The 21,282-nt window shown below is 71.3% G+C and carries 23 protein-coding genes; all 23 read right to left on the bottom strand.

Translation table 11 applies throughout. The features are described from left to right. Nucleotides 1-22: 22 nt before the first annotated feature. On the bottom strand, nt 23-1,024 hold the full coding sequence (gene lgt, locus V6S02_RS06460; RefSeq protein ID WP_336400256.1) for a prolipoprotein diacylglyceryl transferase: 1,002 nt from the start codon (nt 1,022-1,024) through the stop codon (nt 23-25). Between the two features lie 10 nt (nt 1,025-1,034). After that, on the bottom strand, nt 1,035-1,841 hold the full coding sequence (gene trpA, locus V6S02_RS06455; RefSeq protein WP_124293236.1) for a tryptophan synthase subunit alpha: 807 nt from the start codon (nt 1,839-1,841) through the stop codon (nt 1,035-1,037). After that, entirely contained in the window at nt 1,838-3,103 is a 1,266-nt protein-coding gene (gene trpB, locus V6S02_RS06450; RefSeq protein WP_124293235.1) for a tryptophan synthase subunit beta, read from the bottom strand. Before trpB ends, trpA begins: the two co-directional genes overlap by 4 nt. Then, nucleotides 3,100-3,909 (bottom strand): indole-3-glycerol phosphate synthase TrpC, encoded by an 810-nt coding sequence (trpC, locus tag V6S02_RS06445; RefSeq protein ID WP_124294459.1) that lies wholly within the window; start codon nt 3,907-3,909, stop codon nt 3,100-3,102. The genes trpB and trpC overlap by 4 nt, the downstream gene beginning before the upstream one ends. Before the next feature lie 35 nt (nt 3,910-3,944). Beyond that, nucleotides 3,945-4,175, bottom strand: coding sequence for a DUF6704 family protein (locus V6S02_RS06440; RefSeq protein ID WP_336400255.1), 231 nt, complete (start codon nt 4,173-4,175; stop codon nt 3,945-3,947). A 45-nt stretch (nt 4,176-4,220) separates the two neighbouring features. Further along, nucleotides 4,221-4,844, bottom strand: coding sequence for a Trp biosynthesis-associated membrane protein (locus V6S02_RS06435; protein ID WP_336400254.1), 624 nt, complete (start codon nt 4,842-4,844; stop codon nt 4,221-4,223). After that, nucleotides 4,841-5,230 carry a phosphoribosyl-AMP cyclohydrolase gene (gene hisI, locus V6S02_RS06430; RefSeq protein WP_124293233.1) on the bottom strand — a complete coding sequence of 130 codons (390 nt, stop codon included), beginning with the start codon at nt 5,228-5,230 and terminating at the stop codon, nt 4,841-4,843. Before hisI ends, V6S02_RS06435 begins: the two co-directional genes overlap by 4 nt. Then, a complete protein-coding gene (hisF, locus tag V6S02_RS06425; RefSeq protein WP_336400253.1) occupies nt 5,227-6,021 on the bottom strand; it encodes an imidazole glycerol phosphate synthase subunit HisF in 795 nt (264 codons plus the stop codon). Before hisF ends, hisI begins: the two co-directional genes overlap by 4 nt. 1 nt (nt 6,022) lies before the next feature. Beyond that, nucleotides 6,023-6,865: an ATP phosphoribosyltransferase gene (hisG, locus tag V6S02_RS06420; RefSeq protein WP_124293231.1), complete on the bottom strand. Its 843-nt coding sequence runs from the start codon at nt 6,863-6,865 to the stop codon at nt 6,023-6,025. 41 nt (nt 6,866-6,906) lie between these two features. Further along, nucleotides 6,907-7,170: a phosphoribosyl-ATP diphosphatase gene (locus V6S02_RS06415; RefSeq protein ID WP_336400252.1), complete on the bottom strand. Its 264-nt coding sequence runs from the start codon at nt 7,168-7,170 to the stop codon at nt 6,907-6,909. A 46-nt stretch (nt 7,171-7,216) separates the two neighbouring features. After that, a complete protein-coding gene (locus tag V6S02_RS06410; protein WP_124293229.1) occupies nt 7,217-7,810 on the bottom strand; it encodes a hypothetical protein in 594 nt (197 codons plus the stop codon). Nucleotides 7,811-7,823: 13 nt separating this feature from the next. Continuing rightward, nucleotides 7,824-8,522 carry a ribulose-phosphate 3-epimerase gene (gene rpe / locus V6S02_RS06405; protein ID WP_276310430.1) on the bottom strand — a complete coding sequence of 233 codons (699 nt, stop codon included), beginning with the start codon at nt 8,520-8,522 and terminating at the stop codon, nt 7,824-7,826. Between the two features lie 46 nt (nt 8,523-8,568). Further along, on the bottom strand, nt 8,569-9,933 hold the full coding sequence (locus V6S02_RS06400) for an RsmB/NOP family class I SAM-dependent RNA methyltransferase (protein WP_336400251.1): 1,365 nt from the start codon (nt 9,931-9,933) through the stop codon (nt 8,569-8,571). Then, nucleotides 9,930-10,853, bottom strand: a complete 924-nt coding sequence (gene fmt / locus V6S02_RS06395; RefSeq protein ID WP_336400250.1) for a methionyl-tRNA formyltransferase — start codon at nt 10,851-10,853, stop codon at nt 9,930-9,932. Before fmt ends, V6S02_RS06400 begins: the two co-directional genes overlap by 4 nt. An 8-nt stretch (nt 10,854-10,861) precedes the next feature. Further along, nucleotides 10,862-12,847, bottom strand: coding sequence for a primosomal protein N' (locus V6S02_RS06390; protein WP_336400248.1), 1,986 nt, complete (start codon nt 12,845-12,847; stop codon nt 10,862-10,864). A gap of 31 nt (nt 12,848-12,878) precedes the next feature. After that, nucleotides 12,879-14,072, bottom strand: a complete 1,194-nt coding sequence (gene metK, locus V6S02_RS06385) for a methionine adenosyltransferase (protein WP_124293225.1) — start codon at nt 14,070-14,072, stop codon at nt 12,879-12,881. An 82-nt stretch (nt 14,073-14,154) separates the two neighbouring features. Further along, complete coding sequence (gene rpoZ / locus V6S02_RS06380; protein ID WP_124293224.1) at nt 14,155-14,409, bottom strand: DNA-directed RNA polymerase subunit omega; 255 nt, start codon at nt 14,407-14,409, stop codon at nt 14,155-14,157. Nucleotides 14,410-14,493: 84 nt separating this feature from the next. Further along, nucleotides 14,494-15,102 (bottom strand): CoA-binding protein, encoded by a 609-nt coding sequence (locus V6S02_RS06375; RefSeq protein ID WP_336400247.1) that lies wholly within the window; start codon nt 15,100-15,102, stop codon nt 14,494-14,496. Continuing rightward, nucleotides 15,099-16,430: an O-acetylhomoserine aminocarboxypropyltransferase/cysteine synthase family protein gene (locus V6S02_RS06370; protein WP_336400246.1), complete on the bottom strand. Its 1,332-nt coding sequence runs from the start codon at nt 16,428-16,430 to the stop codon at nt 15,099-15,101. Before V6S02_RS06370 ends, V6S02_RS06375 begins: the two co-directional genes overlap by 4 nt. Before the next feature lie 28 nt (nt 16,431-16,458). Further along, complete coding sequence (gene acs, locus V6S02_RS06365; protein ID WP_442927903.1) at nt 16,459-18,459, bottom strand: acetate--CoA ligase; 2,001 nt, start codon at nt 18,457-18,459, stop codon at nt 16,459-16,461. Then, on the bottom strand, nt 18,456-19,346 hold the full coding sequence (locus V6S02_RS06360; protein WP_240638567.1) for an ABC transporter permease: 891 nt from the start codon (nt 19,344-19,346) through the stop codon (nt 18,456-18,458). Before V6S02_RS06360 ends, acs begins: the two co-directional genes overlap by 4 nt. Further along, a complete protein-coding gene (locus V6S02_RS06355; RefSeq protein ID WP_336400245.1) occupies nt 19,343-20,395 on the bottom strand; it encodes an aliphatic sulfonate ABC transporter substrate-binding protein in 1,053 nt (350 codons plus the stop codon). Before V6S02_RS06355 ends, V6S02_RS06360 begins: the two co-directional genes overlap by 4 nt. Then, nucleotides 20,392-21,246: an ABC transporter ATP-binding protein gene (locus V6S02_RS06350; RefSeq protein WP_124293219.1), complete on the bottom strand. Its 855-nt coding sequence runs from the start codon at nt 21,244-21,246 to the stop codon at nt 20,392-20,394. Before V6S02_RS06350 ends, V6S02_RS06355 begins: the two co-directional genes overlap by 4 nt. Nucleotides 21,247-21,282: the final 36 nt, after the last annotated feature.

The raw sequence follows: 21,282 nt of genomic DNA, 5'->3' as shown, positions 1-21,282 counted from the left end.
CCGAATCAGCTGATGAACACCCCTACTTCTTGGCGGCTGTGCTTGTGGCATCGCTCTCGGCGACCTCGTTCGCCGGTGGTTCGCTGAGGTCGACGAAGTCGTTGGTGTCCTGCGATTGTACCGTGCCCCGGCCCTTCCACTCCCGACCGGCCACATAGGGCGACGGCTCGGTGCCGGGGTGGCGCCGACGCTGCACGATGATGATGGCCAGACCCACGATGACGCCGAAGATCGCGGCCCAGACGTTGGTGCGCAGCCCCAGGTAGATGTCGCTCGGATCGATGCGGATCGACTCCCACACGATGCGGCCGGCGCTGTACCAGATCAGGTAGAGGCCGAACAGCCGTCCCCACTGCATCCGCAGACGCTTCCCCGCCCACAGCAGCACGAAGACGCCCGCCGTGTTCCAGATCACCTCGTAGAGGAAGGTCGGGTGGAACAGCGTATCGGCGGGCAGCCCCGGGGGGAACGCGGCGTTGTCGGAGTCGATCTCCAGACCCCACGGCAGGTCGGTGGGAAGGCCGAACAGTTCCTGGTTGAACCAGTTTCCGAAGCGCCCGATGGCCTGCGCGAGCAGGATGCCGGGGGCCAGCGCATCCGCGAAGGACCAGAAGCGGATCCCCGTCCAACGGCAGCCGAGCCACGCGCCGACCGCGCCGCCGATCAGCGCACCGTAGATGGCGATCCCGCCCTCCCAGATGGCCCAGACCGAGCCGGGCTGGAGGGGGTTCCACGGGTTCGAGCCCTCGTAGAAGTAGAAGCCGAGGTGGGTGAGCACATGGAAGATCCGGGCGCCGACGATGGCCAGCGGCACCGCGAGAAGGGCGATGTCGATGACGACCCACGGCTCTGCGCCGCGCTTGGTCAGTCGATGGTTCGTGAGCAGGACCGCCACCACGATGCCGGCGATGATGCACAGCGCGTAGAAGTAGACGCGGAGCGGTCCCAGCTGGATGAAGCTGATCTCGGGGCTCGGGATGCTGGCGAGCACGGAGGTTCCCGCGCTCGAGAGGGCGAACGACATGGATTCGAGTCTAAGCGGGGCGTCCGGCGCCCGCGGACATCGTGCCCTCGTGCAACTCGGCGGCGAGGTCTCGCAGGGCGGGGATGCCGCCGTCGCGCAGGGCGCGGACGAGGGCCGTTCCGACGATGGCGCCGTCCGCGTACTCCAGGACGCCGGAAACGTGGGAGGCGTTGGAGATGCCGATGCCGACGCATGCGCGCTCGGCGCCGTGCGCGCGCAGGCGCGCGACGAGGCCTCGGGCGGCGGCGTCGAGGTCCTCGCGGACGCCGGTGATCCCCATCGTGGAGACCGTGTAGACGAATCCCGTCGAGTTCGACGCGATGAGGTCGAGACGCTCGTCGGTGGAGGTGGGAGCGGCGAGGAAGACCCGGTCGAGGTCGGTGCGGCGGGACGCCGCGATCCAGTCCCCGGCAGCGTCAGGAGTGACGTCGGGCGTGATCAGTCCCGCTCCCCCGGCCGAGTGCAGGTCGTCGGCGAACCGGTCGACCCCGTACTGCATCACGGGGTTCCAGTACGTCATCACCAGCACCGGGGTGTCGGTCTGCCGCGTGATCTCGGCGACGGCGGTGAACGTGTCGCGGAGGCGGAACCCGGCGGCCAGTGCCGTCTGCGTCGCCTCCTGGATCACGGTGCCGTCCATGACCGGATCTGAATACGGCGGGCCGAGCTCCAGGACGTCGGCTCCCGCCTCCGCCAGGGCGACAGCGGCATCGATGCTCGTGGCCAGGTCGGGGAAGCCGAGCGGAAGGTATCCGACGAGGGCACCGCGACCATCGGCCTTGGCGGCGTCGATCGCCGCCGAGACGGATGAGGTCACAGCTTCACGCCCTCGCCCTTCGCGGCGTCGACGACGGGTTCGGCCGCCGCTGCCGCGAGATCGATCCCTGCGTCGTAGAGCTCGAAGTAGCGTGCCGCAGTGTCCATGTCCTTGTCCCCGCGGCCGGAGAGGCAGATCGCGATGACGGCATCGGGGCCCAGCTGCTCGCCGATGCGCATCGCGCCGGCCAGAGCGTGCGCCGACTCGATGGCGGGAATGATGCCCTCCGTCTCGGAGAGCAGCCGCAGAGCCGCCATCGCTTCGGCGTCGGTGGCGGGGATGTAGTCTGCCCGACCGATCGAGGCGAGCCATGCGTGCTCGGGTCCGACGCCCGGATAGTCCAGGCCTGCGGAGATCGAATGGGACTCCACGGTCTGCCCGTCCTCGTCCTGCAGGACGAAGGTCTTCGCGCCGTGGAGGACGCCCGGGCGGCCCCGCTCGATGGACGCCGCATGGCGTACGGTGTCCACGCCGTCGCCGGCGGCTTCGACCCCGTAGAGGCGCACATCGGCGTCATCCAGGAAGGCGTCGAACATGCCGATCGCGTTCGATCCCCCGCCCACGCACGCGAAGACCGCGTCGGGCAGTCGACCGACCTCGTCGAGGAGCTGCCGGCGCGCCTCTTCGCCGATGACCTTCTGGAAATCGCGCACCATGGCAGGGAACGGGTGGGGACCCGCGGCCGTGCCGAAGATGTAGTTGGTCGTCTCGACGCTGGACACCCAGTCGCGGTAGGCCTCGTTGATCGCGTCCTTGAGGGTGCGCGAGCCCGTGGTCACCGGAACGACCTCGGCCCCGAGCAGGCGCATCCGTGCGACGTTGAGCGCCTGGCGCTCGGTGTCGACCTCGCCCATGTAGATGGTGCACTCGAGCCCGAACAGCGCCGCCGCCGTCGCCGTGGCCACGCCGTGCTGGCCGGCGCCGGTTTCGGCGATGACGCGCTTCTTGCCGAGGCGGCGGGTGAGCAGGGCTTGCCCGAGGACATTGTTGATCTTGTGCGAACCGGTGTGGTTGAGATCCTCGCGCTTGAGGAACACCCGGCCACCACCGGCGTGCGCGGCGAACCGCGGCACCTCCGTGATGATGGACGGTCGACCCGCGTAGCTGCGCAGCAGTTCGAGGAACTCCTCCTGGAAAACCGGGTCGTTCTTCGCGCGGTCGTACTCCGCGCTCAGCTCGTCGATGGCGGCGATGAGCGATTCGGGCATGAACCGCCCGCCGAACTCGCCGAAGAATGGCCCTGCGGCTTCACGCAGACTCATGTCCGCTCCTTCCGGTTTCGGCCGGCGGGATGGTCTCCCGCCGCAAGGAACCGCCCGAGGGTCGCCACCGGGTCGCCCGTCACGAGGGCTTCGCCGATGAGGACCACGTCGGCACCGTGATCGCGGTAGTGCGCGACGTCGTCCGGAGACGACACCGCAGATTCCGCGATGCGGATGGTTCCTTCGGGGATGAGGGGTTCCAGGCGCCCGAACAGGTCACGGTCCAGCTCGAACGTCGACAGGTCGCGGGCATTGACGCCGATCACCGACGCGCCGAGGTCGATCGCCCGGGACACCTCGTCGGCGCTGTGCGTCTCGACGAGAGCGGTCATGCCGAGCTCGCCGATGAGGCGGTGCAGCCGGACGAGGTCATCCTGCGCGAGGGCGGCGACGATGAGGAGCACCAGGTCGGCCCCGGCGGCTCGGGCCTCGACGACCTGGTACTCGGTGGCGATGAAGTCCTTGCGCAGAACGGGCAGATCGACCGCCGCCACGACGGCGTCGAGGTCGGCGAGGCTGCCCGAGAAGCGACGTTCCTCGGTGAGGACCGAGATGGCCGAGGCGCCGCCCTGCTGATACCGCCGCGCCTGCGCGGCGGGGTCGGGGATGTCGGCGAGCGGCCCGCGCGAAGGACTCGCGCGCTTGACCTCCGCGATGATCTTCACCCCGGCGCTCGGGGCGAGCGCAGCGCGCGCATCCTTGGCCGCGGGGCGGGCCAGCGCGGTGCGCTCCACCTGAGCCAGCGGGGTGTCCGCGGAGCGACGCTCGGCGTCCGCGACGGCGCCGGCCGTCAGTTCGGCGAGCAGATCGATGCCCGCCGATGTTCGCCCAGCGCCCGCGTTCAATGCTCTTTCGCCGTTGTCTTGGCCCCGCCGACGCCGTAGCCGGCTCTCGACATGCCCCAGCCCACGAGCAGACCCACGACGATCAGACCGGCCGAGGCCCACACCACCACCGGCACGTCGAAGAAGAACGCGACGGTTCCGACGGTGAAGCCGACGAGCATGATGACGACAGCCGTCCATGCCGCCGGCGAATTGCCGTGGCCGGGATCACCGATGTGGTTGCTCATGAATATCCTCCAGGACGCCGGGACACACCACCGCCAGTCTATCGGTCAGACCGTCGGATCCTGTCCGCGCGACAGCTCATCCCACGAGTCGATCGCCTCGGTGCGCCGCGTGGCCGCGCCGTCGGGTACGACCTCCGCGGTCGTGCGGTACTTCCGCCCCGCGCCCGGCCATCGGTGCGCCGTGGCGAGGATCAGCACGCCGGCGCCGAGAAGAACGGCGCATGCCGCGAGCGTGATGAGCGGCCACGGCGTGGTGGCGATGTCCGTGACGAGATCGCCCACGGCCTCGACGCCCGCGATCCCCGTCGCCTCGGTCACCGCCGAGACGACGGAGGCAACGGGTGCCGTGAGGGCGACGACACCCGTGACGACACCGAGGGTCGCGGCGATCACGACGGTGAGGACCCCGAAGATGTAACGCAGCACGGTGCCCGCGATGGCGAGGGCCGCGCCCAGTGCCAGGGCGGTCAGGCTGAGGGGCGCGAGCACGGGAAGCGCTGCCGCGCCGCTGACGGGAAGCAGGTCGCGCGCCCCGTCCTCGATGGTCACCGTCAGCCAGGTCTGGGTCGAAGCGATCACCCCGGTCGCACCGGCCACCAGGATCAGCAGCACCGCCAGCGAACGAGGACGGACGGACGGACCGCCGCGCACCCCTCCGGAGGAACTCACGACGGATCGCCGACGGGCGCGGTGCCGACCGCCGGGTCCAGATCGTCGGCGTCGAAACACGTTCGGGTGCCGGTGTGACAGGCGACGCCGATCTGATCGACCTCGACGAGGATCGCGTCGCCGTCGCAGTCCAGTCGCGCGCCGCGGACGAACTGCGCGTGGCCGGAGGTGTCGCCTTTGCGCCAGTACTCCTGTCGCGATCGCGACCAGAACGTGACCCGGCCTTCGGTCAGCGTGCGACGCAGCGCCTCGGCATCCATCCATCCGAGCATGAGCACCTCGCGGGTGTCCCACTGCTGGACGATCGCCGCGACGAGGCCGTCATCGGTGAAGCGGACGCGAGCGATGCGGTCCTCGACGTCTCCGGAAAGCTCGGCCTCGGTCATCGATCCCTCTCCGTTCGCCGGACCGGAATGCCGTGGCGCGCTATCGCCTCTTTCACCTCGCCGACCCGCAGCTGACCGGTGTGGAACACCGAGGCGGCCAGCACCGCGTCGGCTCCGGCCGTAATGGCCGGAGCGAAGTGCTCGAGGGCGCCCGCGCCACCGGAGGCGATGACGGGAACGCGAGCCACCTCGCGCATCGCCGCGATCAGCTCCAGGTCGAAACCCTGTTTGGTTCCGTCGGCGTCGATCGAGTTGACCAGCAGCTCGCCCGCTCCCCGCTCCACAGCCTCTCGGGCCCAGACGAGTGCATCCAGGTCGGTCTCGGTGCGCCCGCCGTGGGTGGTCACCACGAAGCCCGACGCCGAGCCGGCACGCCGATCGGGTGAGACCCGCTTGACGTCGAGCGAGAGCACCAGCACCTGCGCGCCGAAGCGGTCGGCGATCTCGTCGAGCAGATCCGGACGCGCGATCGCGGCGGAGTTCACGCCGATCTTGTCGGCTCCCACCGACAGCAGTCGTGCGACGTCGTCGGTCGATCGCACTCCGCCGCCGACCGTCAGGGGGATGAAGACCTGCTCCGCCGTGCGCTGGACGACATCGTAGGTCGTGGCACGCTCGTCGACGGTCGCGGTCACGTCGAGGAAGGTGACTTCGTCGGCGCCCTGGTCGAAGTAGGCCTTGGCGAGCTCGACCGGGTCGCCCATGTCACGCAGATCGACGAAGTTCACGCCCTTCACGACGCGGCCGCCGGCGACGTCGAGACAGGGGATGACGCGGGTGGCCAGGGTCATCTCAGAGCCTCGCCGCGTGGATCTCGGTCACGAGGATCGCCCGCGCACCGATGGCGTACAGGGCGTCCATCACCTGGTTCACACCCTTGCGCGGGCTCATCACGCGCACCGCGACCCACTCCGGATCGCGCAGCGGCGAGATGGTCGGCGACTCGATGCCGGGTGCCACCGCGACGGCTTCGTCGATGAGCCGGGCGGGCAGGTCGTAGTCGATGAGCACGTATCGGCGAGCGACCATGACTCCCCGCAAGCGCCTCAGGAGGGTCTCGGTCCCCTCCGCCTCGACCGGTGCCCCGATGAGCACCGCCTCGGACTGCAGGATCGCCGGTCCGAAGATCTCCAGCCCGGCCTGACGCAGCGTCGTCCCCGTCGAGACCACATCGGCCACCGCATCGGCCACGCCGAGGCGCACGGCCGACTCGACTGCGCCGTCCAGGGGGACGAGATCGACGGCGACCCCGCGCTCGTCGAGGAAGCCGTCGACGAGCCCGGGGTAGGCGGTCGCCACCCGCACACCCTCGAGGTCGTCGACATCGGTGAAGCGGCCGGGGGGCCCGGCGAAGCGGAAGGTCGAGTCGCCGAAGCCGAGCGCTTCGATCTCGCGGGCGCCCGGCATGCGGGCATCCAGCAGCAGGTCGCGGCCGGTGATGCCGACATCCAGCGCGCCGGAACCGACGTAGGTGGCGATGTCCTTCGGACGCAGGTAGAAGAATTCGACCTCGTTCTCAGGGTCGATGACGTGCAGATCCTTCGGATCACGTCGGCCGGTGTACCCGGCCTCCTGGAGCATCGCCGAGGCGGTGTCGGCGAGGGAGCCCTTGTTGGGCACGGCGATTCTGAGCATGTGGGATGGCTTTCGGGAGAGAGGACGGACGGGAGGACCGCTCAGAGATGTCGGTACACGTCCTCGAGCGTGAGTCCCTTCGCGACGAGCATCACCTGCAGGTGGTACAGCAGCTGTGAGATCTCCTCGGCGGTGCGCTCATCGGATTCGTACTCGGCGGCCATCCACACCTCGGCGGCCTCTTCGACGATCTTCTTGCCGATGGCGTGGACGCCGGAATCCAGCTCGGCGACGGTCCCCGATCCGGCGGGACGCTCGACGGCCTTCGCCGTGAGCTCGGCGAACAGCGCGTCGAAAGTCTTCACCATGCCAGGGTAGCGAACGGGCGGACCCGACCGGCGCGGCGGGGTGTCAGTGGACGAGGATGCTGAGGCCGATGACGAGCAGCCCCAGCAGCGTCGTCGCGAGGACGCCGAGCATCCGCCACGGCCACGTCGCACCGTTGCGCCGGGCGTTGAGGTAGCCGATCAGCCCCAGGATGACCACACCGCTGCCGAGCGCGAGGAAGTAGGCCGTCCACTCGTCCAGCACACCCCAGGTCCCGGTGGCGAGGAGGAAGACCGGGATGAGCATCGCCAGTGCCATCCCGCCGGAGTGGCGCACACCGTCGCGGATGCCCTCGCGGAGCGGGGGCACGGGCCTGCGGGCCCGGCTGGCGACGACGGCGGCGTAGATGTGCGCCAGCCAGAAGACCCCGACGGTTCCGGCGACGAACCAGATGACGTCGAGGTCGGTGGGCGCCTCGATCTCGGCGCCGATGAGGGCGGTGACGAGCACCACGCCGTAGATGCCGTGCTCACCGCTGTAGGCCGACAGCAGCCACCTCGCTCCGCGGACCCCTGCCACGCGGAGCGCCTCGGTGCTCGAGGGTGTCGCCGCCTCGGTGCCACCGTCGGCGGGATCCGGCCCGGGAGCTGCGGGCCGGTCCTCGGAGCGGTCGGTCATGGGCGTTCTCCGATCAGCGGCGGGAATGACGGTGGTGATGGCGTGCCTGATCACGCAGCGCGATGATCGCCCGCTCGGGGTTGTCGGAGCCGAAGACCGCCGACCCCGCGACGAAGGTGTCGGCACCGGCCTCGGCGGCCTGCGCGATGGTGGATTCGCCGATGCCGCCGTCGACCTGCAGCCACACCTCCGAACCGCGTCGTCTGGCCTCGGCCGCGAGGGCGCTGAGCTTGGGCATCGTCTCGGGCAGGAAGGACTGCCCGCCGAATCCCGGTTCGACGGTCATGACGAGGATCTGGTCGAACTCGTCGAGCACGTCGTAGAGCGACTCGACCGGGGTCGCGGGCTTGACGGCGACCCCGGCCCGGGCGCCGATCGCGCGCAGACGCCGTGCGACGGCCACAGGTTCGCTCGCCGCCTCGAGGTGAAAGGTCACCGAGGCGGCGCCGATCTCGGCGTACCCCGGCGCCCACCGCTCGGGGTCGTCGATCATGAGGTGGACATCGAGCGGGACGGGGCTGGTGTCCTGGATGCGCTGGACCATCTGCGGACCGAAGGTCAGATTCGGGACGAAGTGATTGTCCATGACGTCCACATGCACGAAATCCGCGGCGGCGATGCGGGCGAGATCGTCGGCCATGTGGACGAAGTCCGCGGCCAGGATGCTGGGATTGATCCTGACCGCTGCGGCGGAGTCGTGGTCGGCGTGCACCGGACCATTATGTCGGCACACCGCGGCGGTGCCCGATGTGCGATCGTCAGCGCCGCCGAAGCAGCGAGATCGACATCGCGTCGGTGTTGTGCCGGTGCGGCCACAGCTGCGCGCGGCCCGATCCGTCGGCCTGGGGCAGGAGGTCGGGGTCGCTCGCGCTGAACGCGGTGATGACGGCGCGGGCATCGAGCTCCTCGACGTCGTCGCCGCGGGCTCGGACGATGTCCGCAACGACGCCCGCGGTCTCGGCGAGGTGCGGCGAGCAGGTGACATAGGCCACCAGGCCCCCGGGCGTCAGCCCGTCGATGGCCGCATCGAGGAGCCCGCGCTGCAGATCGACGAGGTCGGCGACGTCAGACGGTGATTTGCGCCAGCGGGCCTCCGGCCGCCGGCGCAGCGCACCGAGCCCCGTGCAGGGAGCATCGACGAGGATGCGGTCGTACCCGCCGGCGCGTGCCCGGGTGCGACCGTCCTCCTCGCTGACCGGGACATCCAGCGGCACCCCGGCGACGGATTGCCGCACCAGTCCCGCCCGAGCGGGATTGACCTCGTTGGCCTCGAGCTGTGCGCCTGCCGCGAGAGCCTCGGCCGCGAGGATCGCCGTCTTCCCACCCGGACCCGCGCACAGGTCGAGCCACCGCTCCCCCGCCCGCGCGGGACGGGCCCGGGTGAGAGCGAGGGCGGCGATCTGCGATCCCTCGTCCTGCACGCGGATGCGACCGCCCGACGCGGTCACCTGGGCTTCGGGGTCGCCGCCGGGCGAGCGGAACCCGACGGGCGAGAAGTCGGTGCGCCGCGCGCCCTGCGGCACCTCGGCGAGCCCCGGGAGGGCGGCGAAGGTCACCCGCGGTGAGACGTTGTCGGCGTGAAGGAGCTCATCGAGCTCATCGGCGCGTCGTTCGGCTGCCAGCGCCCGGCGGAAGGCGCGCACGACCCAGACGGGGTGGGAGGTGAGCAGGCCCCGTCGCTCGTCGTCGGAGCGCGCCGTCTCGCCGATCCGGGTCATCCAATCGCCCGGTGTGTCGCGTGAGACCCGCCGGAGCACCGCGTTGGCGAAGCCCCCGGCGCTTCGTCCCGCAGCGCGGCGGGCGAGCTCGACCGACTCGTTGACGGCCGCGTGCGACGCGACACGGGTCGAGAGCAACTGGTGGACGCCGAGACGGATGGCATCGAGCACGGGCGGATCGATGAGGTCGACCGCGCGGGCGGCGGCGACGGCGATGACCGCGTCGTAGGTGTTCTCCCGTCGGAGCGTTCCGTAGGTGAGCTCGGTCGCGAGCCCTGCGTCGGCGGCGTCGAGCCCGGCGCGGCGGATCGCGGTGGGAAGGAGCAGATTGGCGTAGGCATCGGAGTCGTGCACGGAGCGGATCGTCTCGAAGGCCACGAGTCGTGCGGGATTCAGGGCGCTCATGATCCCAGCACCGGCTCGCTCTGCCTGAGTCCGCGGAACCAGTCACCGGCGACCATCGGCCCGCGCCCGGCAGGCTGGACGGTGTCGAGCACGACGGGCTCGGTGGCGGTCCCCACGATGACTGCGCGACCGTGCGCCGCCAGACGCCCCGGCGACAGCCGGGGCGCGTCGGGAGCGGCCGCCCGGGCGCGCAGCACCTTCACCCGAGCGCCGTCGAGGGTTGTATGGGCGCCCGGCTCGGGCGTCACCCCGCGGAACCGGTGGAGCACCTCGTCGCGCGTGCCGTTCCAGTCGAGGCGACCGTCGGCGTCGCCGAGCTTGGGCGCGAACGTCGGTGCGCCCTGCTGGGGCCGCGCCGTCGCCGAGCCGTCGGCGATCGCATCGACGACCGCACGCAGAACAGTCGCGCCCCGGTCGGCGAGGAGTTCCAGCACCTCCCCCGCCGTGGCACCGTCGGGTGTGGGGAGCACCACCTCGTCGAAGACGTCGCCGGCATCGAGCTCGGCCACGAGCCGGAAGACGCTGGCGGCGATCTCGGCGTCGCCGGCGATCAGCCCGTGCTGCACCGGCGCGGCACCCCGCCACCGCGGCAGCTGCGAGAAATGGAGGTTGATCCAGCCGTGACGAGGCGTCGACAGCAGCGGCTCGCGCACGAGGCCGCCGTAGGCCACGATGACCCCGAGGTCGGGGTGGGCGCGTTCGATCGCGGTCGTCGCCGCGTCATCCAATCGACGGGTCTTCAGAAGCGGCAGACCGAGTTCGTCGGCGACGGAGGCGACCGGCGACGGGGTCAGTACGCGCTTGCGCCCCACGGGCGCATCATCGCGCGTCACGACGGTCACGATGTCGTGGGATGACGCGTGAAGGGCGCGCAACGACGGCACGGCCGGTGCGGGGGTTCCGGCGAAGACGAGACGCATAGGGGCTCTCACAGATCGAGGTCGGGCAGGTCCACCCGCACTCTGAGTGTAGGCGGCGCACCGCCGGATGCCGGGGTGCGACCACGGGCGCGACGGGTGCGGAGGGCAGCCGCGACGACGGAGGAGCGGAGGGACTCGGAGACGTCGGCACCGACGCGGTAGTCGAACCGCACCAGGGCCCGCACCCCGGCCTCGCCGCGGGGGGCGGGGCCCAGGACGCTCTCATCGTCCAGTGCGGGGACGGCCTGGCGGAGCGCCGTCACCGCCGCCTCGACGCTCTGCGCATCGCCGTCGACCGCGGCCACCCGAACCGCCGGCGGCATCCGAAGCGGCGCCCGCGCGGCGAGCTCCGAGCGGGCGTAGGCCGCCTGCGACCAGGTCGCCAGGGCTCGGGCGACGGCGCCGGTCACGCCGACCAGATGCACCGGGGCATCCGGAGCGGCGAGGGCGGCGGCGTTCGACCACCACCGGAGCGCCGCCTCGCCGATCCGCAGGTCGTCGGAGAGCAGCATCCGCTCCCCGTCCAGAAGCACCACGGCACGATAGCCGCCCTCCGCGGGGGGTTCGGCGCCCCGGGTGGCGATCACGAGTGCGGGAGCCGCAGCGACCTCCTCCACCACGTGGCGGCCGTCGGAGATGACGACGCGTACCCCGGGGAAGGCGCGGCCGAGCTCCTCAGCGGTGCGCTCACTTCCCGATGAGGCCAGACGCACCTTCTCGGAGCCGCAGTGCACGCAGGTCCAGGCTCGCGCCTGGCGCGCACACCAGGAGCACTCGGGCACGGCACCCACACTCCGCGCGTGAAGCGGCCCCTCGCAGTGCCGACACCGGGCGGGCCGGCGGCACTCGGCGCACACCAGCACGGGGGCGTATCCGGGCCGCGCGACCTGGACGAGGACCGGCCCGTGGGCGAGGGCGTCCGAAGCGGCCCGGAACGCACTCGACGGGATGCGCACCCCGCGGCGCTCTCCCTCCTGCGTGGCGCTCAGCACGATCCGGGGCGAACGGCGACGCGATGCGGGGACGTCGCGGACGAAGCCGAGTTGCACGAGCCGCTCCACGTCGGTGGTGCGGCTGTGGCCGGCGAAGAGGAGGGCGCAGCCGTCGATCTCCTGACGGATGAGGGCGGCATCGCGCGCGTGCACGCCGGGCGACAGCGGTTCGGCCAGGAGCGGGTCTCCGTCATCCCAGACTGCCACGAGGCCGATCCGGTGCACCGGGGCGTAGACGGCGGACCGGTTGCCGACGACGATGCACGGGGCGTCGGAGAGCATCCGAAGGAAGCCGGCGTACCGGGCAGGGCCCGGCTGGCGCGCGTCGTCGCGGACGACGGCCGCAGCGTCCACTCGCGAGGCCAGGGCGCGCTCGATCTGCGCCTGGTCGCGATGGTCGGGGACGACCACGACGGCGCTCCTGCCCGCCGCGAGGGTGTCGACCGCCGCGGCCGCCAGGAGGTCCGCCCACCCGCCCACGTCGCCCGACGGGGTGGGGACCTGGTGCGGCGGGGCGTCCACGGCGAGACGCTCGCCGTCGCGGAGCGCCGCCGCGAGTCCGGGGAATCGGTCGAGCGTCGCTCGAGCCCTGCTCTCGGCGTCCGGCGAGACCTCCGGAGCGGCCGCCCTCTCGCTCGCAAGCCACACCTTCTCGGCGCGCACCATGCGCTTGGGGATCACCAGGCGCAGGATGTCGGAGGCCGACCCGGCGGCCCGGTCGGCCGCTCGACGGGCCAGCCGGTAGAGCGCCGCCGGAAGGACCGGTACCGGCGAGACGACGGCGTCGATGTCGGAGAGCGGCCGCTCGGCGACATCCGGTTCGTCATCGACCTCGACGACATAGGCGTCCACGACCCGTCCGGCGCTGCGCAGCGGCACCTTCACACGGACGCCCGGTGCCACCTCCCCCGCGAACGCCTCGGGCACGGCGTAGTCGAACAGCCGGTCCAACTGCGGCAGCGGAGAGTCGATGAGGACCCGCGCCACCCGCGCCCCGCTCATGGGCGCCGAGGCCCTCTCGGACCAGACGGACTCACAGTCCTGCGGCGGCGCGCAGGTCGTCGACCCGGTCGGTGCGCTCCCAGGTGAAATCGGGGAGCTCACGGCCGAAGTGGCCGTACGCCGCCGTCTGCGCGTAGATCGGACGAAGGAGCCCGAGCTGCTGGATGATCGCACGCGGACGCAGGTCGAACACCTCGCGGATGGCGGCGGTGATGACCTCGTCGGGCACGTGTCCCGTGCCGAAGGTCTCGACGTACAGACCGACGGGCTTGGCCTTGCCGATCGCGTAGGCGACCTGGACTTCGAGGCGGTCGGCGAGGCCGGCGGCGACGGCGTTCTTGGCCACCCAGCGCATCGCGTACGCCGCCGACCGGTCGACCTTCGAGGGATCCTTGCCGCTGAAGGCCCCGCCCCCGTGGCGGGCGGCGCCGCCGTAGGTGTCGATGATGATCTTCCGACCCGTGAGTCCCGCGTCGCCCTTGGGTCCGCCGACGACGAAGGGACCCGCCGGGTTGATGTAGAACTTCACGCCCGAGATGTCGAGCCCCGTCGCCTCGAGCACGGGCTCGATGACCTCGTCGCGCACCGCACCGCGGAGCGCTTTCTGCGAGATGTCGGGGTGGTGCTGCGTGGAGAGCACCACCGACTCCACGGTGCGCGGCACCACCCCGTCGTAGCCCAGGGTGACCTGTGTCTTGCCGTCGGGACGGAGGAAGGGGAGGCTGCCGTCGCGTCGCGCCGCGGCCAGGCGCTCGGCCATGCGGTGCGCCGTCCACGCTGCCATGGGCATGAGCTGCGGAGTCTCGGTGGTGGCGTAGCCGAACATGATGCCCTGGTCACCCGCGCCCTGTTCGTCGTTCGGGTCGATCGATCCGCCCTCGCGCCGCTCGAACGCCTTGTCGACACCCGCGGCGATGTCGGACGACTGCGCTCCGATCGAGACGCTCACACCGCACGAGTCGCCGTCGAAGCCGGTGTCGCTGGAGGTGTAGCCGATGCGGTTGACGACGGAACGCACGATCGCGGGGATCTCGACGTACGCGGCCGTGGAGACCTCGCCGGCGACGTGGACGAGACCCGTCGTCACGAGGGTCTCCACGGCGACCCGACCGTGCGGGTCTTCGGCGAGGATCGCGTCGAGGATGCTGTCCGAGATCTGGTCGCAGATCTTGTCGGGATGCCCCTCGGTGACGGATTCGGACGTGAACAGACGCAGTGAGGTCATCGATGCTCCAGATCTCGCGGGGACGGGCACAAGTATGCCCGGGGTGGCCGACAGCCACCCCGGGCAGGGACTCGAGAACGACTTACTCGGCGGCCCGCAGGCGCAGCTTGTCTTCGTTGATCTCGTGAAGGGCGATCGTCAACGGCTTGTCCTCGACCGTGGAGTCCACGAGCGGACCGACGTTGTCGAAGAGGTTCCCCTCGTGCAGGTCGGAGTAGTAGTCGTTGATCTGACGCGCACGACGGGCGGCGTAGATGACGAGCTGGTACTTCGAGTCGACCTTCTCGAGAAGGCTGTCGATGGGGGGCTCGATGATGCCCTGGTTGGTTCCGGCCATGGCTGAACCTCCTGGTTCGAAAGGATGTCGGCGGAGAAGTCCTCGGGCGCGGGGCGGTCGGCCGAGCCGCGCCATCCGACCATTCTACAGGTCCGCGCGTCGGCTGAGCAGTTGCCGCCGTGAGCTGATCACGCCGGTGTCGAATCCCGCGAGGTGAAGTCCTCCGTGGAACCGCGCGTGTTCGATCTTGACGCACCGATCCATGACGACCGACAACCCGGCCTCCTCCGCGAGGGCGGCGGCATCCTCGTGCCACGAGCCGAGCTGCAGCCACAGGGTCTTCGCACCGGCAGCGACCGCCTCGGCCGCGACGGCCGGCAGGTCGTCGTGGCGACGGAAGACGTCGACCAGGTCGGGGGTGACCGGCAGATCCGCCAGCGACGCGTAAGCGGGCCGCCCGAGGATGGTGTGGGCGCGGGGGTTGACGAAGTACACGTCGTACGGCGCGCTCCCCAGCAGATAGGTCGCGACGAAGAAGCTGGCGCGCGCGGGGTTGTCGGAGGCGCCGACGATCGCGACCGATCGTGTGCGGCGGAGGATCTCGAAGCGTTCCTGCGGGCCGGGGCCCTGCCACGTGCGACCCGGCACGGCGGCGGAGGGCAGCGCGCACGCCGCGCCGTCCGGCGTGCCGGGCTGTTCGTCGGGCACGGCCGACGGACGGACGGTGGGCAGGGCGCAGGACGGATCGGTCATCGGGTCGCTCCCGTCGCGGCGGTGAGGGCCTGGTCGAGGTCCCACAGGATGTCTTCGGGGTCTTCCAGCCCCACCGAGATGCGCACGAGGTCGGCGGGGACACCCGCGGCGCTCAGCTGTTCGGCGCTCAGCTGCTGATGGGTCGTGGAGGCGGGATGGATGACGAGGGTGCGCGCATCGCCGATGTTGGCCAGGTGCGAGGCGAGCTGCAGGGAGTCGATGAACCGCTCCCCCGCCGCACGGGCCTCATCGGGGTCGATCCCGCCGCCGGTGCTCGCGGGGCGGATGCCGAAGGCGAAGACCGAGCCCGGGCCGAGCGGAAGGTACCGTTCCGCGCGCTCGTGATGGGGGTGCTCGGAGAGCCCCGCCCAGGTCACGTAGGAGACCCTGGGGTCCTCGTTCAGCCATTCGGCGACGATGCGCGCCCCGGCGAGGTGGGCGTCGATCCGCTGCGGGAGCGTCTCGACCCCCTGCAGGAGCTGGAACGCCGACTGAGGGCTCAGTGCCGGTCCGATATCGCGCAGCTGCTCGCTGCGGAGCTTGGTGAGGAAGCCGTACTCGCCGAAGTTGTCCCACCACCGGATTCCGCCGTACGAGGCCACCGGCTCGGTCATCTGCGGGAACTTGCCGTTGCCCCAGTCGAACGTGCCCTTCTCGATCACCACCCCGCCGAGGGTCGTCCCGTGTCCGCCGAGGAACTTCGTCACCGAGTGGATGACGATGTCGGCGCCGTGCTCGAGGGGGCGCGCGAGGTAGGGCGTGGCGAGGGTCGAGTCGACGACCAGCGGGATGCCGGCGGCGTGGGCGACCTCGGCGAGTCCCTCGATGTCGGCGATCGACCCGGACGGGTTGCCGATCGTCTCGACGTAGAGCACCTTGGTCTCCGGCCGGATGGCGGCGGCGTAGTCGGCCGGTTCGGTGGAGGCGACGAAGGTCGTCTCCACGCCGAAACGCCGGAGCGTGACATCCAGCTGGGTGACCGTGCCGCCGTACAGCTGCGCCGACGCGACCACGTGGTCTCCCGCGCCGACGAGGGCGGCGAAGGTGATGAACTCCGCACTCATGCCCGACGCCGTCGCCACCGCGCCGATGCCCCCCTCGAGTGAGGCGAGGCGCTCCTCGAGGGCCGCCACGGTGGGGTTGCCGATGCGCGAGTAGATGTTGCCGTACTTCTGCAGGGCGAAGAGGTTGGCGGCGTCCTTGGCGCCGTCGAAGACGAACGAGGTGCTCTGGTAGATCGGAACGGCCCGGGCGCCGGTGGCGGCGTCGGGTGTGCCGCCGGCATGCAGGGCGCGGGTGCGGAAGCCGAAGCGATGGTCGTCGGTCATGGGTCCTTTTCCGGAGGGGAGTCGGGGGTCAGTGGGCGGCCAGGGCCGCGGCGATCGCCGCGACGGCCTCGGGATTCTGCAGGGAGGTGGTGTCGCCGAGCGGCGCCGGCGCGCGCCCGGCACGCCGATCGAGGTCGGCCTCCCAGAGCTGGGCGAGCAGGCGCCGGAGGATCTTCCCCGACCGGGTCTTGGGGAGCTCCGGCACGCACACCACGCGGTGGGGGCGGGCGACCGGACCGATCGCGCGGGCCACCTCGTCGCGGAGGGTCGCCTCGTCGGGTCGCGCGTGGCCGGCGGCGACGGCGAAGACGACCACGCGCTGGCCGGTCACCGGGTCGCTCACCCCGGTGGCACCCGCCTCGGCGACGTCGTCGCGGGCGACCAGTGCCGACTCGATCTCGATGGTCGACAACCGGTGCCCCGAGACGTTCACGACGTCGTCGAGGCGGCCGAGGATGCGGATGTTGCCGTCCTCGTCGCGGGTCGCGCCGTCGCCGGCGACGTAGTATCCGCCCCACTCGCCGCGACCGGCGAAGGTCGACCAGTAGGCGCTCCGATACCGTGCGGGGTCGCCCCACACGGTGCGGGCCATCCCCGGCCACGGGCGTCTCACCACGAGGGTGCCGGCCCCGCCCGGGTCGATCTCGGCGCCGTCGTCATCGACCACGGCGACGTCGATACCGGGGAGCGGGCGCGTGGGTGAGCCGGGCGCGAGGGTCGTCGCCCCCGGGAGCGGGGCGACCATCGCCGCACCGGTCTCGGACTGCCACCAGGTGTCGATCACGGGGAGCTCCCCCCGCCCGAAGCCCTCGCGGAACCACAGCCACGCGGCAGGGTTGATCGCCTCGCCGACGGTGCCGAGGAGGCGCAGGCTCGACAGGTCGAACCCGGCGGGCAGGCTCTCGCCGAACCACGCCATGAAGGTGCGGATGAGCGTCGGGGCGGTGTAGTAGACCGTCACCCCGTAGCGCTCGATGATCTCCAGATGGCGCGTCCGCTCGGGGGTGTCCGGCGTTCCCTCGTAGATCACCTGGGTGAGCCCGTTGGAGAGCGGCCCGTACAGCTCGTACGTGTGCGCGGTGACCCACGCGAGGTCGGCGGTGCACCAGTGGACGTCGTCGGCCTTGGCGTCGAAGTGGGCCCAGTGCGCCCACGATGCGTGGGTGAGATATCCCCCCGAGGTGTGGACGAGCCCCTTGGGCCGGCCGGTCGTACCCGAGGTGTAGATGATGAAGAGCGGATGCTCCGCATCGACGTCGCTCGCGGCGTGCACGTCGGGTTGCGCCGCCGTGATCTCGTGCCACCAGAGGTCGCGCCCCGTCGTCCACGGCACCTCGTGCCCGGTGCGCCGCACCACCAGGACGTGCTCGAGGTCGGCGAGGCCCTCAGCCGCGGCATCCGCCGTCGACTTCACCTCCACCGCCCCGCCCCGGCGGAACTGCCCGTCGGAGGTGACGAGCAGCTTGGCCCCGGTGTCCTGCAGTCGGAAGCGGAGGGCCTCGGCCGAGAATCCGCCGAAGACGAGGGAGTGCACGGCGCCGATCCGTGCGCACGCGAGCGCGACGACGACGGTCTCGACGAGCACCGGCAGGTACACCACCACCCGGTCGCCCGCCGTGACACCCAGAGCGGTCAGCGCGTGCGCAGCACGCGCGACCTCCCGCTGCAGGTCGGCGTAGGTGACCCGGCGCCGATCTCCCGGCTCCCCTTCGAAGTAGAGCGCCACCGTGTCGCCGCGGCCGGCTGCCACGTGACGGTCGACGCAGTTGACCGCGACGTTCAGGCGTCCGCCTCCGAACCAGGTCGCCGAGGGGATCACGGCGGGGTCGTCGGGATCGGGTGGCGTCCACGCCAGCGTCCGCTGCCACGGCGTCGTCCAGTCCAGGCGTCGGGCGGCATCGTCCCAGAATCCGAGGGGATCAGCGGCGCCGCGTTCGTAGGCCTCGGCGGTGACGTTGGCATCGGCGGCGAGACCCCTCGGCGGGGCAAAGCGCAGCGCGGAGCGATCGAGGGCCTGAGGGGTGGTCACACCCACCGCCGCAGGAGCCGCTTCTGCACCACGCTGAGAATGGCGTTCGAGAGTGCACCGAGGAGGGCCAGCAGAACGATCGTGAGGAGGATCCGGTCGACCCGTCCGGTCTGCTGCGAGATCGTGAGCAGGAAGCCGAGCCCCATCGCCGCGCCCAGAAGCTCGGAAGCGACCAGGAACAGCCACGCCTGTGCCATGCCGAGGCGCAGACCCGACACGAGCGCCGGCAGGACGGCGGGAAGCTGGATGGTGCGGAAGAGATCCCAGCCGCGCAGGCTGAACGACCGCCCCATCTCGACCAGGTGCGCGTCGACGTGACGGAGGGCGCCGGCGACGGTGGTGAAGACCGGGAAGAAGGCGCCGATGGCGATGAGGGTGACCTTCGACTCCTCGCCGATTCCCATCCACAGCAGCAGGAGCGGGACGAGCGCGAGGGACGGAATGGCCCGAAGCGCCGCGAGCGACGGGCTCAGCAGCACGTCGCCGATGCGGGTGAGGCCCACCAGAGCGGCCGCGGCGATGCCGATGACCGACCCCAGGGCGAATCCGAGCAGCACGCGCTGCACCGAGATCGCGATGTTCAGCCACAGCTCACCGGTCTGCGCCATCTCGATCGCGGCGGTGACCACCGTCGCGGGCGGCGGCAGCCGGTAGGCCGGGATGGCCCCGGTGCTGGAGGCGACCTGCCAAGCGAGGAGAAGCAGAGCCGGGACGACGAGGCCGCCGATGACGCGGATCCCGGGCCGCGCCCAGAACTCCCGGCGCGCGGGAGCCCCCGTCGCCGGAGCGACGGGGGCGGTGACCGGAGGAGCCGTGACGGTCGTCACGCTCCGGTCGGGGTCGTGATCGAGAGTCGAGGCGCGGCCCTGTCGGACGTCGGTGCTCACTGGTCCTCCGTGGCCGTACGGGCGAAGCTGTCGTCGATGAGGGTGGCGAGCGCGTCGTCGACCGCGGCCTGACCGCCCTGGATCGACCCGGACTCCACGAGCACCGGACCGATCTTCTCCAGCACCGCCAGCTGGTCGTCGCCGGGGATGCCGCTGACATCGAGGTTGGAGCGCTCGGTGATCACCGTCTCGGCCACGGCGAGATCGATGCCGGCGACCTCGGCGAGGAGTGCCGCGGTCTCGTCGGGGTTCTCCAGGGCCCACGCGCGGGCCTCCTCGTAGGCGTCGACGACGACCTGCGCGACGTCGGGGTGGTCGGTCAGGAACTCCTCGGTGGCATTGAGGAAGCCATAGGAGTTGAAGTCCACGTTGCGGTAGAGCAGCTCGGCGCCCGACTCCGCCTCGGCAGCGGCCATGATCGGGTCCAGGCCCGCCCACGCATCGACCGAGCCGGCGTCGAGGGCGGCGCGGCCGTCGGCGTGCTGCAGGTTCTGCAGCTGGATGTCGGCGATCGTCAGCCCTTCCGTCTCCAGAGCCTGGAGGAGGAAGAAGTAGGGATCGGTGCCGGGGGTGGCGGCCACCGACTTCCCGTCCAGATCGGCGACGGAGGTGATGTCGCTCCCCTCGGGGACGACCAGGGCCGACCACTCGGGCTGGGAGTAGATGTCGATCACCTTGATCGGCGAGCCGTTCGCGCGGGCGAGGAGCGCCGCCGAGCCCGCCGTCGAACCGACGTCGATCGAGCCGGCGCGCAGGAACTCGTTGGCCTTGTTCGATCCCGCCGACTGCACCCACTCGACGGTGACGTCGTCGCCGAGGGCCTCTTCGATGAGCCCCTGGTCGCGCACGATGAGGCTCAGGGGGTTGTAGGTGGCGAAGTCGATCGACAGGGTGTCGGTGGACCACTCGGCACCCTCGGCGCCGGCCGAGCCCGCGGCATCCGCGTTCGACGCGTCTGCGCTCTCGCCGGCGAGGCATCCTGTCGTGGCGAGCATGATCGTTCCGGCGATCGCGAGGGCGGGAACGGTTCGGCGGACGATGGTGCTCATCGGGTCTCCTCGGCGGTGCGGCGGGTGTCGGGCGTGCTGTGGTGGGTGTCGACGCCGAGTCCCTCGAGGAGCTCGGCGCGCAGAGCGGTGAAGTCATGGGCGGCGCGATCGCGCGGACGGATGCCGGGCACGTCGACGATCCGGGCGATCGAGGATGCCGCGGGGTCGCCACCGAGCGAGCGAAGGAGCAGCACGCGGTCGGCCAGGTACAGGGCCTCCTCGACGTCGTGCGTGACGAGGAGGACGGTGGTGGGCCGCGCAGCGTGGATCTGCAGCAGGAGGTCCTGCATGCGCAGGCGGGTGAGCGCATCCAGGGCCCCGAAGGGCTCGTCGAGCAGCAGGACCTCCGGACCTCGAGCCAGCGCCCGGGCGAGGGAGGCGCGCTGGGCCATCCCGCCGGAGACCTCCCGCGGACGGCGATCGGCGGCGTGGCCGAGACCGACGAGGTCGAGGAGCTCGGCGACGCGCTCACGGCGCTCCGCCCCCCGCACCCCGCGGGGAAGACCCAGCGAGACGTTGTCCGCGATGGTGCGCCACGGCAGGAGACGCGGCTCCTGGAACGCCACCGCGGTGCGCTCGTCGGTGTCGCGGACGGGGGCGTCGTCGAGCTCGATCATCCCGGCGGTCGGGGTGTCCAGCCCCGCGAGAAGACGCAGCAGCGTGGACTTGCCGCACCCGGAGGGGCCGACGACGGCCACGATCTCACCAGGCGCGAGCGCGAGGTCCACTCCGCGAAGGACGGGCAGCGGAGCCGGCGTCGGGAAGGTCCGCGACACGCCGGCCACCCGCACCGCGCCACGGCGTCCGCCGGCGGCGGGCACGTCGATGACGCGGGAGTCCGGGGTGGGCATGCACCCAGCCTGCCCACCCCGGCGCCCGATGACACA

The sequence above is a fragment of the Microbacterium sp. CCNWLW134 genome (genome assembly GCF_037083565.1).
Classification (GTDB): domain Bacteria; phylum Actinomycetota; class Actinomycetes; order Actinomycetales; family Microbacteriaceae; genus Microbacterium.
Note: the sequence above shows the minus strand (reverse complement) of the source record. Positions and strands in the feature narration are given on the sequence as shown.

Bases quoted from the DNA above. Each gene is read 5' to 3' on its own strand.
- lgt (WP_336400256.1), bottom strand. From the start codon at position 1,024: ATGTCGTTCGCCCTCTCGAGCGCGGGAACCTCCGTGCTCGCCAGCATC.
- trpB (WP_124293235.1), bottom strand. From the start codon at position 3,103: ATGAGTCTGCGTGAAGCCGCAGGGCCATTCTTCGGCGAGTTCGGCGGG.
- V6S02_RS06440 (WP_336400255.1), bottom strand. From the start codon at position 4,175: ATGAGCAACCACATCGGTGATCCCGGCCACGGCAATTCGCCGGCGGCA.
- hisI (WP_124293233.1), bottom strand. From the start codon at position 5,230: ATGACCGAGGCCGAGCTTTCCGGAGACGTCGAGGACCGCATCGCTCGC.
- hisF (WP_336400253.1), bottom strand. From the start codon at position 6,021: ATGACCCTGGCCACCCGCGTCATCCCCTGTCTCGACGTCGCCGGCGGC.
- hisG (WP_124293231.1), bottom strand. From the start codon at position 6,865: ATGCTCAGAATCGCCGTGCCCAACAAGGGCTCCCTCGCCGACACCGCC.
- V6S02_RS06410 (WP_124293229.1), bottom strand. From the start codon at position 7,810: ATGACCGACCGCTCCGAGGACCGGCCCGCAGCTCCCGGGCCGGATCCC.
- V6S02_RS06400 (WP_336400251.1), bottom strand. From the start codon at position 9,933: ATGAGCGCCCTGAATCCCGCACGACTCGTGGCCTTCGAGACGATCCGC.
- fmt (WP_336400250.1), bottom strand. From the start codon at position 10,853: ATGCGTCTCGTCTTCGCCGGAACCCCCGCACCGGCCGTGCCGTCGTTG.
- V6S02_RS06390 (WP_336400248.1), bottom strand. From the start codon at position 12,847: ATGAGCGGGGCGCGGGTGGCGCGGGTCCTCATCGACTCTCCGCTGCCG.
- metK (WP_124293225.1), bottom strand. From the start codon at position 14,072: ATGACCTCACTGCGTCTGTTCACGTCCGAATCCGTCACCGAGGGGCAT.
- rpoZ (WP_124293224.1), bottom strand. From the start codon at position 14,409: ATGGCCGGAACCAACCAGGGCATCATCGAGCCCCCCATCGACAGCCTT.
- V6S02_RS06375 (WP_336400247.1), bottom strand. From the start codon at position 15,102: ATGACCGATCCGTCCTGCGCCCTGCCCACCGTCCGTCCGTCGGCCGTG.
- V6S02_RS06370 (WP_336400246.1), bottom strand. From the start codon at position 16,430: ATGACCGACGACCATCGCTTCGGCTTCCGCACCCGCGCCCTGCATGCC.
- V6S02_RS06355 (WP_336400245.1), bottom strand. From the start codon at position 20,395: ATGAGCACCATCGTCCGCCGAACCGTTCCCGCCCTCGCGATCGCCGGA.
- V6S02_RS06350 (WP_124293219.1), bottom strand. From the start codon at position 21,246: ATGCCCACCCCGGACTCCCGCGTCATCGACGTGCCCGCCGCCGGCGGA.